Here is a 15,477-nt window from a genome sequence, read left to right as displayed (position 1 = left end):
AGAGAATTTGGCAAAAAACGTATATATCAGTATTTTTCAATAAAATACAATTTTAATATAACTTAATTTAAAAAAAATTGTAATATACAATAATTTAACGTATTTAAATTCCCTTTTACGAATATGATCTACAGCTCCTCTCCAATCATGGCAGGGGATTTACCCAGACTTAGATCTGGCGTTCGATGATTTATAAGATCATCGATTAATGTATTATAATTATTTAAATAAATATCCATTGAAAGAGATCGTTCAGCCTCTTCCCGAGAAAAATGTCTGATTTTACTTGAAAGATCCTTATTTTCTAGAACCTCCAAAACATTATCAGCAAGTTTTTCTTTATCAAAAAAAGGTGTCAGAATTCCAGTTTTCTGATGAACAATAAATTCTTTGACTGGGTCAGTATCACTTGCAATAATCGGACAACCCATCGCCATCGCTTCTCGTAAAGACCACGATAAAACAAAAGGATAGGTCATATACACATGCGCATCTGACCGTTTTAAAAGTTTGCAAAAAACGGGATAAGACAAAAGCCCGGCAAAATAAATTCTAGTGGGATCCAGCTGATTACCCAACTGTTGAAGAAAATAGTGTTTCCAGGTCAATTTACCGGGAAGCGCAGCACCATAACTGACTTGATCCCCACCAACTATAACGATTTTTGCGTCTGGACGTTCTTTTAAAATTTTGGGTAAGGAGCGCATAAGAATATGAAACCCTCGATAGGGTTCCAATCCACGGGCAACATAGGTGACCAATTTATCTTTGGGGTGGATGATGAAATCCTCGAATTTCATTGTATGATTATATATATCTGCATCAGGACTGCAAATCTTTAAATCAACCCCTTCTCTCAACACTGTAATTTGTCCACGCGCCCATTCAGGATAGGTTTTCCACTGAAACAACGTAGGGGTCTGTCCCCAACCTGGATTATTCGCAGAGATTAAATTAATGGTATTCTTGATTCTGACCCGTGACGGAAGCAGTTCATCAGATAAAAATTCCGGATCAAATTTAACATCCAATCCATCTGAATGATAATAGAACTCACAATATTTCAATATTGGAACATCAGGATAAATATCCTGAACATTCAACATCTCCCCCCATCCCTGATGACCAATAATGATATCAGGGACAAAACCTAGCTGTTTTAATTTTTTAAGAGTTTGGTAAACTTCCTCTCCTCTTTTAACGGCCTGATGCAATTCGTTCAAGGAAGAGTGCAATTCATTTACGGGATCAATTTTACCGTAAAAGACATTCCGAATTCCCCCAATTGTTCGCCTCGTCACTTGACTGACAAAAACAATTTCATTATCAGGCTTTCCCGCAAGATATTTTATTATATGTAAATACTGACCGGGGAAATTTTGATGTATGAATAAATATTTCACAATTTTAACGAGCTAATTCAATAATTATTAATTAAACATAATTAATTTTTGTAATCAATATTGGTTAAAATCAGCTTTCAGTTTTTTTCTGATTAGATGAAGATTTATGTTTAGCATTTTTAACCTTGATATTAGTTCTTGGTTTTATACTCTTCACATTGCTAGAACTAACATGAGTTTCAGGGACTTCCTTGCTATTTTTTCCCTTGTCATGATCAATCAAATCCAGGCTAAATGCCTCTAGAGGCGCAATGGTTTCCGATGAAAGAATGGTATCATCATCGACAGGACCTAATTTAGTTCCATCTATAAAGGTTGCTTTCACGGATAAGGTATATTTTTTCGCGGCATCACCATTCAATCTAACACGCAAACCGCACAAGGGAAGTGACATTCCTCTACTTCCACAAAATTCATTACCCTTATACCAGGGAGAAAACCACCCTTTTCCCAATACAGCCTGATATTCAATATCTTCTGGCTGTATACGATCATCTAATGACAAACCGAATCCTTCAATCCATGTTTTACTGTCTGGAATACCAATCCAATCTCCAAGTTCGACACTAACGTCACCAAGACGTTGAACATGGGCGACAACACGCATTTTGCCTTCTTTTTCAATTTCATTCTGTTGTTGAGCGACCGCACGCTTTGACTGTCTGGCTATTTTTTCATTGATACCCGAATTTTGATTGCCCAATCCATTTGTCAAATTATTTGAATTATCATTTTCAGAAGCATCATTAAGTCGAATAACCTGTAATTGAGGTGCGGGATAATTATTTGATGGATTCCGATAAACTGTTACAAGAACCAAACCAGCATCTCCCGAAATACGTACTAGAACAGCATTTTTTTCAGCGCCTAGCCACCCATCATTTTCAAAAGTCTTGATCTCAACTGTAGCATTCTGTTTGAAGGGAGGAACAGAAATACGCAGGCCGGGCAAACCAAATTCATCAGCCGGAATTTGATTGGCAACATGATAAATACAATATAATCCAGTGTCCAAACTCATTAAATGACCATTTACATTTAAATCAATAATTCGTTGTTGATACTGATTATTATTTGATTGATCATCAGACTTTGACATTAATATATTTCCTTTTTAAAAGATGGCTAAGTATAGCAAAGTTAAAATAACTAAATAATATTTTATTAAAACTAATAAAAAATTAATAATTTCTCAAAACAAATTTTAATTTTTATTTAATGACCAACATATTTACATTCTTTTAATAAAAAATCATTCTGTTTGGCAATAGATAAATTTAACGAAATGACATTTCCTCGTCCAGTTCGCTTAATTCTTTCAGCAATAGCACCAATATCGTAACTTATTGTCCTCAATCCAGCCCGCCAAGCAATGCTTAGTGAATAACACCAGGTTTCCGGACAAATTGACGGGAAAAATGCAAGATCAGCCTCTTGTTCCCGCACCATGGAAACTGCCTCTTCCTCCTTATATTCTCCTGTTACAAATATGCGACCGGAACGCATTAGCAAATCATCATCCACGGAACGACCAACCAATACAAACTCAATCGGCAAATCACGCTTATCAGCATCTTGAAGTAAGGCAAGAATGACATCAAACCCTTTTTCCACTCCAATCGCACCTATTAAGCAAATACGGAAACGATTTGAACTATTATCTCTAGCTTTGATCTTTCCATTCAACTGGCAGGGTTTTTGAGAAAAGAATGTTAATTGTTTCATAGTGAGATCAGGACGATCGTCTTCCAGAAATTTTAACGCCAACTGTCCCAATTCTGGAAAATGTTTTGAAACACGTTCAAATGCATCATTGGAAGGCACATAAACAGCCCTTGCCTGTTTTAATTCCTTCCATGAATCATGCCACCATTTTTCCATATCAATGAAATTAGGGCTTTTTTCTTCCTTCCACAAACTATTTACACAATTTTGACAAATCTGCAAATCATTCGGATCGCCACAATAATGCATGGTTTCATTTAACAAAACGGTTCTCGGACAAAAAATCAGATAGTCATGAATATATACATCATAAGGTTTATTTATTTTAAGTAATAAATCTGTCATCAATTTATGATGTTTTTTCAAATGATGTATTTCACACGAATCTACAGAAAGAAATTGTAGAAAAATTAGGCATTTTTCTAATTCATGAGGAAAATAAAAAATTAGATTGGGAAAAATCAGGTTTATTTCTTTTTCCAAATTTCTTTTTGATTTGAATTGAATTTCAATCTGACATCCATCCCCCAAAATTGTCGGTCTGATCAATACTGGAATAAAGCCCTGGGAACGTAAAATATCTGTTCTTTCTTGAACCGCCCTTTCCACCCCTCCACCAAATTGATGCGTGACCAGTAAAACAAATTGATACTTCTCATGACGTTTCTTTTGAGCATCAAGCAGGATTTGAATTCTATATAGATCAATATTTCGACGGAATGGCAATAACGGATCATCACGTATGAAATCCTGTACCATTTCATCATATCCTGGATAAAGCCGATTGAGAATTTCCGTATTTCTTTTCCCTAATAGTTTTTTTGCATACGCAAATGAAACACCCCCTTTATGTCCTATAAAACAATCAGCTGCCAAAACATGTTTCCAACCCAAATGCCGTGCACGCATGCAAAAATCATTTTCCTCACCATATCCCTGGGCAAATAAATCCTCACGAAACAATCCTGTTTGCGCCAGACAGTCATGTCGGATAAACATGCAAAAACCATGTGCCGTAGGTATCTCTATTAATTGATGCTCGTTTATTTTTTTAAATATTTTTGAAAAATGAAAAATTGTTTGATTATCAGGCATCAAATTTTTCTTATCGTGATAAGGATAAGAATAAATACCCGCATCATTTGAAAAAGGAGTTACCGTTCCAATATTTTCTTCCTGATAAGCGGCCCGACAAAGCGTTTCGGTCCATTTCCCTCCTACAAAGGTATCACTATTTAACAAGATAATATCGTATCCAGGCCAAGCCTTCATACCACTGTTAACAGCAGTGGGAAAACCCTTATTTACCTTATGATTAATGCAAAAAACTTGCTGGTCATCTATGAATTTCTTTAATGAAACAACCAGTTCCTTATCAGGAGAAGCATCATTAACCAATTGAATCTTTACATTTTCCGGTACACTATTCAATACGCTCTGAAGTGCATCCAATGTTATCTGTTTTCCCTTATAAACAGGTATGACAATAACTATGCCCTCTGATGATTTTTTATCTATTACTGGGTCATATCCTTTATAAACTGCTTGAACAGGAAAAAAATGAGCTACATTTGAAATTTTAATATTTTTCTTATGATATGCAGGGGTTTGCATATGGATTAAAAAAGTTTTTGCCCTGAATTCCAAGCTAGGATCCAAAGGACTACCAATTAAATGACGCAAAAACTCATCTTGAACAGAATACATTCCGGCAGAAAAATCATGGATGGGAATTCTAAAAGATTTTGCCTGTAATAAAGGTGTTTCAAGAGTAACAACCTCAATATCATCCTTGGGTTGAAATTGACGATAAATCTTTCCCTTATAATCTTTTATAGTGATCAAAGGTATTCGACTGGGCTCGGCTGGACACCAAACCCACCCGATTAATGTTTCATTCTTAACTTCTACAAACCCAATTGTTAGATTAATTGACTCCAAATCAACAGGACTGCCTACAAAAGGAACACCATCTTGTTCAATACGTAATTTTTTATATTTTTTCTGCCATCCTGAGGGCAGGATAATTTTTGGCTGATTTGTTTTAATAAATAATTGATTATCCAAATAAATACTGACTGGATAATCATTAAATGAATCTATCCATATTTCATTTAATGAGCCCTTGATACAACAACAGCCGACAATATTTGAAACCTGTTTCAAGAGATTAATAGTTAATAACCATGTTTCCGGGGATGGACTGTAATGAGAAAGAAAATAATTCAGAATTTCAATTAATTGTTTTGAGGATTTGCGAGAAGAATAAATAACTGCTTGTGCTATCCAGCCTTCATAGAAATCATATTGCTTCAATAAAGGCTGCAATAAATCATGGGCACCCTCTAAATTACCAGTTTTTAGATTTAAAACTGCCAAATCAAAGATAATGTTCGGATTGCCTCGTGTTAAATGATGCGCTCTACACATCCATTGAAGTGCAATCTCAATTTGTCCATTTTGCTTAGCTTCTTGGGCTTTTGAATATGCAATCTGTGCATTCTTTCTTAGTTTTTCGAGCCCTTCTGCTTTTTTTCTAGCGTAAACCACTAATTGTGCTTTATTTTTTCCTGACACAACGCCTCACAATTAAGCAATTAAATATAAATTAGCTATGTGTCTTGAAATATAAACAAACCAGGAGCCACTTCCACTTGTTTATTTTTAACAGGTTTCAAATCTTGCTGATTTATTTCCTCATCTAGTGCATTCAATACCAACCCTGCTTCTTTTTCCCCATTATCTTTTGCTTTTTCAAACCAATAACGCGCTTTAGCTATATCTTTATTTCCCGCTAAACCGTCATATAAATAACGTCCCAACATCAGCTGAGCTTTTGAATGACCCAATTCAGCAGCTTTTTCAAACCATTTTTGAGCTTCCTGCCTATTTTCCCTTAAATGATTTCCACCCCCATAAATTGCACCCAATGAAAACATGCCCGATGCATCACCTTTTTCAGCAGCCTTTTTAAAAAATTCTAAAGCTTCCTGAATATGAATTTTTCCATCTTCCGTTTTCCCTTCCGACAAAAGGGAAGCCCATAATAATTGCGCTTTGACTATCCCATGCTCCGCTGAAGACTTGATCCATTTACAAGCTTCTTTAAGATTTTTTTCCCCAGCAACTCCCTGCAACAACATGCGCCCATACCAATATTGAGCTTCTGCATCTTCATCACAACAGATTTGCAACCACTTTTTTGCTTCTTTTTCTTTGTTTAAATCAACTTCAGAATTTTTATTGTTTGTCAATGCCATCGCTAATTTTAACATAATTTTCTTGTTGCCTTTTTCCGCTTGGGGACGCAAATAATTATCGACGACTTCTTCTACAGAAATATATTGAGAATTTGTAAGAGCGATTTCGGCAAGAATATCTAACGCTGGCAAATATCCTTTATCAGCAGCAAATTTATAAAGATCGATTGCCTTATCTACAGCCTTAACAACTCCTAAACCATTAAAATATAAATATCCCAAGGCAAAAGCGGCACCAACATGCTGTTTTTCTAAAAACGCAAACTGATACCATTTTATAGCCTCAGTATAATTAGGTGGTATATCCTTATTACCTGATGCCAGCATATCGGCCAATACCGAAGCAGCCTCTACATCCCCACCTACGGCAGCACGTCTTAACCAAGTTTCAGCTTCAACGAAATTCCGCTCAACCCCATTTCCTTTTCGTAAGGCAATGCCATATAATGCTTGCGCCTGTCGGATACCCAATTCCGCAGCCTGTTTATACAACTGAACAGCATATTCATGATTAATTTCAACCCCCTTTCCAGTTTCATACATAATAGCCAAGGTATAAATCGCCGTACCAAGTCCATTTTCAGCTGCAACTTGCAATAATGCAGCCGCTTTGGAAAAATCATCCTGGGTTTTGCTAATTTTTAATAAAAATAATCCTTTCCCCATATAACCTTGCGGTGAACCTTGGGAAATTGACTTATCATACCATTTTATTATTTCATCAAATTGATTTTGTTCAGATGTGATTTCTGATAAGAGGTAAGCATAGAGGGCCTGACCATCAGCAGACCCATTTTCAGCTACTTTTTGAGCCCAATAACGAGCTTTTTCATAATCGGTTTTTAAGTCATCGGAAACTTTAGCCTGTTTTAGGGTAAATATATCATGTCCCGTTACTGCATTAAGTTCGGGAAGTCCACGCATATATAATAATGCAAGCATATATTCAGCGTCATTATAGCCAGCTGATGCCGCACTTTCAAACCATAAAGACGCTTCTTGCAGGCTAAAAGCAACTCCATGTCCATTTAAATAACATAAAGCCAGGTAATATTGAGCTTCAGGGGATTTTAAAGATGCGCCCTGTGAAAAACAATTATATGCTGAAACATATTCTTTTCTTTCATAATGTTTTTTCCCTTTATTCAAAAGTTTTTGAATTTTCTTTTTTCTGACTTTATTCAAGGGATTAAAAAAAACACGCATCATAAATTTCCCAATTCAATTTCACCTTATGTTTTACATTACTGTGGATCACGCATTCCTTCTGTTAACTTAGGTACAATACCATTCATTAAATACTGAGCCGCTGTTCTTTTACCAACATGAACATCAGCTGTAACAGTAAGTCCAGGGGTTGGATGAAAAAAATTCGGTATACTGTGCAAAGTGTATTTATTGATTTTCAATCTTACACGATAAAAAGGTTTTTCTCGAAATTGTAAAGGTGCTGCACCCCGACGATTACTCATATCCTGACCTGTATCACCAGGCTGAAAGACATCGGCACTAACATTTGTTACAACTGCTTCCGCTCCACCATATTGCGTATAGGGAAAAGTATCAAATTTTATAATCGCTTTATCACCCAACTTCATATATCCAACATCCGCATCTTGTACAGCAGCTTCAACCTCCAAACCTGTACCGACAGGCACTAGAGTCATAAACGGCATTCCAGAATTTAGTATAGAACCAACAGAACCTTTTGAAATTGATAGTACGATTGCATCCTGTTCGGCCCTCATCAAGACTTTTTTACGACGAAGTTTTGCCTTTTCATACTCTCCCTTATCTTTTGCCAGTTGTCTTTGAATTAAAGTTAGATTCTTATAAACTTCACCCTTCCAACTTTCAATGTAGGCCTGTTTATCAGCCAATAAAGATGCTATTTTCTTTTGCGTGGCATTCGCTGATTGTTGTGCCGTTATTAATTTATCCTCAACATCCATTAAAGTATCTTGCGAACCCAAAGTTGATAAGCGACTTCCCACTTGTTGTTCCTGCAATTTTTTCCGCATCAAATGAATATCAGATGCAACTTGTAATCTCCCTTTCAATACAGCAGTAGTTGCGAGAAAGTTTTTAAGTTGAAACGATTGTTCGTTGATTTTCTGGTTGAAACCATCAACTTTCGCATCATACTCAAGTTTTCTTTTTATAAAACTATTCCCCTGTTCTACCGAATAAGGATTAGATGGGTCCACTGTATAGTTTTTATTAGCAGCTTCGGCCTGCAAACGGTCAAATTCAGCCTGTCCACTTTCAACTTGTAAACGTTGATTATCAATATCGGCCTGTTGAATTGTCGGATCCAAATGAGCCAAAACCTGTCCTTTCGTTACAAAATCCCCCTCTTTAACATCAATTGATTTAATAATACTCTCTTCCATTGGTTGAATTAACAAAGGTGGATCCACTGAAACCAGTCGACCTTGAGCTGAAACCACTTTGTCAAGTGGAAACACACATAACGCGATAATGGAAAAAAGCGCCAAAGCTCCAATAACCCAAGTAATATACTGGGCAGAAGCCGTTGGCGGCATATTGATAATAGCTGCAGTAGGTGAAGTAAACTCTAGTAAAGCTATCGGCATATCAGCTTGAGATTCTGTCTCGTTATCTGCTGCAGGCAAATATCCTTCTGGTATACTTGTCTGTTCATCAGTCAATGAAACATCTTTTTTTTCTGAAGTTTTTTTTATTTTTTTTTCAATAGTATCTGTCAATTCATTAGAAATATTAGACTTTTCATTGTTATTTTCAGAATTCACATTTCCTGGCAACTGATTTTTATGATTATCATCCACCATTTTATGTTCCTTCCGTAATTACAGGGTTCTGGGCTTCATTCTTTTTTGAATGCTTTCTCTCATCAACATGTCGATTTTGCTGCAACCATAAAGTACGATAAATTTCGCAGGTTTCTAACAATTGTTCATGTGTTCCAATTGCCTGCATTTCACCCTGATCCATAACCAGTATTTGATCACAATTAACTAATGATGATAATCGATGTGAAACAATAACCATCGTTCTTCCCTTGGCAATTCGCTCCAAATTGGCATTAACCAATGCTTCACTTTCAGGATCAAGAGCGGATGTTGCCTCATCTAGAATCATTAGTTTTGGGTCTAGAATAACAGCTCTTGCAATTGCAAGACGTTGCCTTTGTCCTCCTGAAATATTCGTTGAACCCTCTTCGATAAAAGTGTCATATCCAGCGGGCATACGTTCGATAAATTCTTCAGCGCCAGCCATTCGTGCTGCCCAGATAACCTTTTCCATTGTCAATCCGGGACGTCCAGCGGTAATATTATCCCTAATTGTTCCACGAAACAAAAAATTATCCTGTAAAACAACACCAAAAGAGCGTCTTAAATGGGTAAGATTGATTTCACGCAAATCTACACCATCCAGCCTTAGAAAACCTTCATAATTTCGGCTAACGCCTTGTAAAAGACGCGTTATAGTGGATTTACCGGATCCACTTCGTCCTACCAAACCCAACATCGTACCTGCTGGAATTGAAAAATTTAAATCCTTTAACGCCCGACTACTTCCCCCGGGATATGTAAAATTAATATTTTCAAAGGATAGCGCACCAATAATCTTTGGTCTTAATCCTGTAGTCAACGCTTTTGTTTCCGTTGGATTATTTAATATTTCCCCCGCTTGAAATAATGAGGTTTCTACTTCTGTTATTACGGTCATTAATTTAGCCAATCCAACGAGAGGAGCCGCGACACGACCTCCCAGCATCATAAAAGCGACAATTGCACCGGCATCAACTCCCGCTGTTGGATTGGTTATACAAATAAAGGCACCAATAAGAATAATCCCTCGATTGATAAAGAAATCCAACGGCATAACCAATGTTTCAGGCCAATTTTGCATACGCGTTGTTGATAACCGCCATTTACAAACCTCAGCAACAATATTATCCCATTCACGACGACGGGAAGGTTCCAAAGCTAAAGTTTTAACAGTTCGTATACCCGCAACGGTTTCATACATTGCTGATCCACGTGTCATTTCCGCTTCAATACGGTTACTATAATAATATGTTAAGGGTTTAATAAAAATAACCACAATTAAACCTATTAAACCTGCTGCAACAACGGTCAGCCATGCTAAAATAACACTAATGTAAAATAAGAATGGTAAAATAACAACTAATGTAAACAAATCCAGAAAAGTTGTCATTAAACGGCCCGTGATAAAATCTCGCACCTGATATATCTGAGAAACCTTTCCGATCAAACGACCAGTCTGTTGTCGTTCAAAAAATTCCAACGGTAAAGAAAGCAAACGATTATAGGTATGAATTGAAATACGAGCATCCAAACGTGTTGCCATAACGTTGGTAATCTCTCGTCTGGCATAACTAATTAAAATTTCATAAAAACTTAAGACAATCAACAATCCACTAATCGATACCAGTGTCGCCATTGATTGAAAAGCAACCACCCGATTTACAACCTGCATCACTATAAAAGCAGGAAAAATTTGCAAAACGCTGATTATCATCGAACTTATTGAAATATCACGCAAGGAGGCACGTTCACGCAATACCATTTTGAAAAGCCATTTAAAATCAAGCTTATCTTCACTTTCAGACAGGTTTTTATTTTGCTTTACAAGAAGAATATCACCTGTCCATGCCTGCCTTAAACGGACTTCTTCAACAGGAATAGGAGGTTCACCCTCTCCCTTCAACGGATCTCTTAAAAAAACAATCCTTTTTTCAGGATTGACACCCACCATCAATCCTGCGGAACCATCCTTAAACATTAGTACTATGGGAGGTGAATTGTACAAGCGTATCAAATATCGCCATTTCAAACGCATCCCTTTAGCAATCAGCCCCTGACTATTCAGCCAGCGTGCCAAGGTTGCCGGGGATGGAGAGTCTTCACCAGGCTCAGCTGCAAAATCACGTATATCAAGATCAACCCCATGATATTTTGCAGCTGCCATTGTTGCCCGTAAACGAATCATCATTGGGGAAAGCTTCTGCGTTTTCCCTTGATTATTGCTTTGCCCTGCTCCTGACTGTATGGAGCCCTTATCTGGTTGATCCACCGATCATCCTTTATCAATTAAATTAACAAAATATTTTACAAATTTTTAATAAGGACAGCTTTTTTTAATATGCAGTCTTCATTATCATAAATTCATTTGACCATTAAAATAAACAATAAAATCATTTCCTTAATTAACTATATCAATTAATGCTTTGCAATTTTTCTGCCAAAATATCATTATCATTTTAATAATTCAATTCTTTTCATGCTGAATATGCAATAAATACTATAATGAGTTTTACCCTATCATTCTTTTCACATATCTTCAAACCGGACTTGGAGTATCAAAATTAATTCAAATAATTAAAATGCGAAATGGACCTCTTATTCTTTTTTTTTATTTATTTAATAAATTTCATTTTATTAAAATTATGGTAGATATTTCAATTGAGTATCCTGATTTTAATAAATAAAAAATGCTAACATCAAGGTTTTCTATGTCCAAACAAAGTCAGCTTTTGAATCAACTTCATGAACAGATTCTTTTATGTGATGGAGGAATGGGATCTATCATTCAAGCACTTGATCTCGATATTAACAAAGATTTTTGGGGAAAGGAAAACTGTACAGAAATCCTTAATTTATCTAGACCCGATTTGATTAGGGATATTCATAAACGCTATTTTTCAGCAGGTGCAGATATGGTGGAAACAAATTCTTTCGGAGGATCTTCCATCACCCTATCCGAATTTGACCTTCAGGACCAAACAAGAGAAATCAACAAACGTGCCGCTGAAATTGCCAATGAAGCCGCAAATTCATTTGCTGATAAAAAAAATAGATATATTCTTGGATCAATCGGACCCGGGACTAGACTACCCTCCTTGGGAAATATTGATTATGATTCACTTGAAGACGCTATTACAGAGCAATGTAGAGGTTTGATTGAAGGAGGTGTTCACGCTTTTTTAATTGAAACATGCCAAGATCCACTTCAAATCAAGGCTGCTGTAAACGCAACCAAGATAGCATTAAAAGAAGCTGATATTTTTTTACCAATCTTTGTACAAGTAACCATTGAGACAACAGGCACCCTTCTTGTTGGAAGTGATATCGCTGCCGCAGCGACCGTCATTGAAGCGTTGGATGTTCAAATGATGGGAATGAATTGCGGAACAGGTCCTCGGGAAATGGCCGAGGGTATCAAATGGCTATCTCAATACTGGCCGCATTTAATTTCAATGCAACCTAACGCAGGATTGCCAGAACTCGTCAACGGTAAAACGCACTATCCACTCTCTCCAGAAGAAATGGCCGTTTGGATGTCCCGATATATAAAAGAACAGAAAATAAATATGATCGGTGGTTGCTGTGGAACTAATCCTAATCATATTGCTGCATTTGATCAGATGCTCAAAAACGAAGCGGCTTTGGGGGGATGCTTCACAGACCGACCAGCCTGTATACCCAGAAGTTCAATATGGATTCCCTCGGTTTCAAGTCTTTTTACCCCCACACCTTTAAGACAGGAAAATAGTCTGTTTTCGATTGGGGAACGCTGTAATGCCAATGGCTCTAAGAAATGGCGTGATTTACAGGATCAACAAGATTGGGATGGATGCGTTACAATCGGTCGTGAGCAACTTAAAGAAGGATCAAATGCCCTGGATGTTTGTATGGCCTTTGTAGGTCATGATGAGAAAAAGGATATGAAGGAAATTATTCCTCGCTTCACGTCATCTATCAATGTTCCTCTCGTTATAGATTCTACTAGTTCGGAAGTGATTGAAACTTGTCTTAAACTTCATGGTGGAAAACCCATCATTAATTCAATCAATTTTGAGGATGGTGAAGAAATAGCGGCTCATCGTTTAAAACTGGCCCGTAAATTTGGTGCCGCTGTTGTTGCATTAACCATTGATGAACAAGGAATGGCACGAACACCTGAAGACAAATTACGAATAACCCGTCGATTAGTTGATTTTGCCTGTAACAAATATGGCCTGCCTCACTCCGATTTGATGATTGACCCTCTTACCTTTACTATTGCCACCGGAGTAGAAGATGACCGTAAACTGGGTTTATGGACCTTACAAGGGATCAAAGCCATCCACGATGAATTTCCTGACATTCAAATTGTGCTCGGATTATCCAATATATCATTCGGACTTAATCCAGCCGCCAGAGCAGTTTTGAATTCTGTTTTTCTTTATCATGCCCAGAAAATGGGAATGACAGCTGCCATTGTTCATGTTTCTAAAATACGCCCCATGCACCTTTTGGACAAAGATGAAGTTAAAGTCATTGAAGATTTGATTTTTGATCGAAGAACTGATGATTATGACCCACTCAAAAAAGTTTTAGAAATTTTTGCCGATCGTAAAGCCACACAAGTGGCAACTCGCGCTGTCGCTACCACCATTGAAGAACAATTGCGTAACCGAATTGTAGATGGAAATCGCAAAGGTTTGGAGGATGATTTAAAAAAGGCGATGGAAACCTATGCCCCCCTTGAAATAATCAATTCCCTTTTACTTAATGGCATGAAAACGGTAGGTGAATTATTTGGATCTGGGAAAATGCAGCTTCCTTTTGTCTTGCAATCTGCCGAAACAATGAAGGCAGCCGTATCCTTTCTTGAACCTTTTATGGAAAAGAAAAATAATGAAACCAAGGGTACGATGATCTTGGCAACGGTGAAAGGGGATGTACATGATATTGGCAAAAATCTTGTCGATATCATTTTAAGCAACAACGGTTTCAAGGTTGTCAATCTAGGCATTAAAGTACCTGTAGCAGACATGATTAAGGCAGCAAAGGAACATAATGCTGACGCGATCGGCATGTCTGGATTATTGGTCAAATCAACTGTTATCATGAAAGAAAACCTTGAAGAAATGGCGCAACAAGGCCTCAGCATACCTGTCCTACTCGGAGGAGCAGCTTTAACACGTGCCTACGTTGAAGAAGATTGTGCGGAAATCTATAAAAGAAATAACGGAATGGTTGCCTATGCCAGGGATGCCTTTGATGGTTTGACACTTATGGAACAATTAACCCATGGTGATTTAGATAATTATCTTGCTGCCCAAAAAATCAAAAATAAAAAACCCAAACGTCCCGAAAAAAAGGAAAAAACCATTGTAGCTCCTTTTTCCATGAAAGAATCATCCTTGCGAAGAAATAAAATGACTTCTCACGAACCTCCCCTCAATCCACCATTTTGGGGAGCGCGAAAGTTAGAAACCAGTTTAAAAGCTGTTTTACCCTTCCTAAACGAACGTTCTTTATATCAATTGCAGTGGGGAATGAAAAAGCAGGGAAAAACGCTGGAAGAATTCCTGCAAGATGCGAAAACAAATTTACGACCAATCCTATATAAATTGATCCAACAATGTGAGCAGAAAAAAATCCTTCAACCACAAGCCGTTTATGGTTACTGGAAAGCCGCTGCGAGCGCTGAGGACCTAATCCTCTTCGATAGGGATGGGAAAACCGAATTGTGCCGATTTACCCTTCCAAGACAGCCTGGCAATCAACGCATTTGCATCACTGACTATATCCGGGATTATAATGATCCCATTCGTGACGTAATTGGCTTGCAAATTGTCACTGTAGGTCAAAAAGCTTCAGACACAGCCAGAATCTGGTTTGAAGAAAACCATTACCAGGATTATTTATATTTGCATGGTTTATCTGTTGAAATAACCGAGGCAATGGCTGAATATACGCATCAACGAATGAGGGCAGAGCTAGGTTTCAGTAGTGAAGATGATCCTGATATGAACAAGCTGTTGATGCAAAATTACCGCGGGTCCAGATATTCCTTTGGCTATCCCGCTTGCCCTAATCTTGAGGATCAAAAATATATATTGAATCTTCTTGACGCAAAGCAGATTGGAATCTCCCTATCTGAAGAATGGCAATTGCATCCAGAGCAGTCAACGTCAGCTTTGGTAATTTTTCATCCTAAAGCAAAATATTTTATTGTATGACAATAAAAATATGAATTTCATTGACGCAATAAACATTCACATTTAATTTAGGTGACAAAATTTAAAT

The 15,477-nt window shown here is 37.2% G+C and carries 7 protein-coding genes; 1 reads left to right on the top strand and 6 read right to left on the bottom strand.

Annotated features, from left to right (window positions below):
- Positions 1-128 precede the first annotated feature (128 nt).
- From GM552_RS09030 to GM552_RS02480, 6 genes are all read right to left on the bottom strand, one after another.
- On the bottom strand, positions 129-1,403 hold the full coding sequence (locus GM552_RS09030) for a glycosyltransferase (protein WP_198193409.1): 1,275 nt from the start codon (positions 1,401-1,403) through the stop codon (positions 129-131).
- Between the two features lie 70 nt (positions 1,404-1,473).
- Positions 1,474-2,502 carry a hypothetical protein gene (locus GM552_RS02500; RefSeq protein WP_155565127.1) on the bottom strand — a complete coding sequence of 343 codons (1,029 nt, stop codon included), beginning with the start codon at positions 2,500-2,502 and terminating at the stop codon, positions 1,474-1,476.
- A 116-nt stretch (positions 2,503-2,618) separates the two neighbouring features.
- Positions 2,619-5,705, bottom strand: a complete 3,087-nt coding sequence (locus tag GM552_RS02495; protein ID WP_155565126.1) for a glycosyltransferase — start codon at positions 5,703-5,705, stop codon at positions 2,619-2,621.
- A 35-nt stretch (positions 5,706-5,740) separates the two neighbouring features.
- Complete coding sequence (locus GM552_RS02490; protein ID WP_155565125.1) at positions 5,741-7,597, bottom strand: tetratricopeptide repeat protein; 1,857 nt, start codon at positions 7,595-7,597, stop codon at positions 5,741-5,743.
- 35 nt (positions 7,598-7,632) lie between these two features.
- On the bottom strand, positions 7,633-9,201 hold the full coding sequence (locus GM552_RS02485; protein ID WP_155565124.1) for an HlyD family type I secretion periplasmic adaptor subunit: 1,569 nt from the start codon (positions 9,199-9,201) through the stop codon (positions 7,633-7,635).
- A gap of 1 nt (position 9,202) precedes the next feature.
- Positions 9,203-11,473, bottom strand: coding sequence for a peptidase domain-containing ABC transporter (locus GM552_RS02480; protein WP_370533579.1), 2,271 nt, complete (start codon positions 11,471-11,473; stop codon positions 9,203-9,205).
- A gap of 439 nt (positions 11,474-11,912) precedes the next feature.
- On the opposite strand from GM552_RS02480, the gene metH reads away from it, so the two are divergent.
- Complete coding sequence (gene metH / locus GM552_RS02475; RefSeq protein ID WP_155565123.1) at positions 11,913-15,410, top strand: methionine synthase; 3,498 nt, start codon at positions 11,913-11,915, stop codon at positions 15,408-15,410.
- Positions 15,411-15,477 lie beyond the last annotated feature (67 nt).

Origin of the sequence: Commensalibacter sp. ESL0382, from assembly GCF_009725775.1 — a bacterium.
In the GTDB taxonomy this organism is placed as follows: Bacteria; Pseudomonadota; Alphaproteobacteria; order Acetobacterales; family Acetobacteraceae; genus Commensalibacter; species Commensalibacter melissae.
This window is presented reverse-complemented; position numbering and strand designations above follow the sequence as displayed.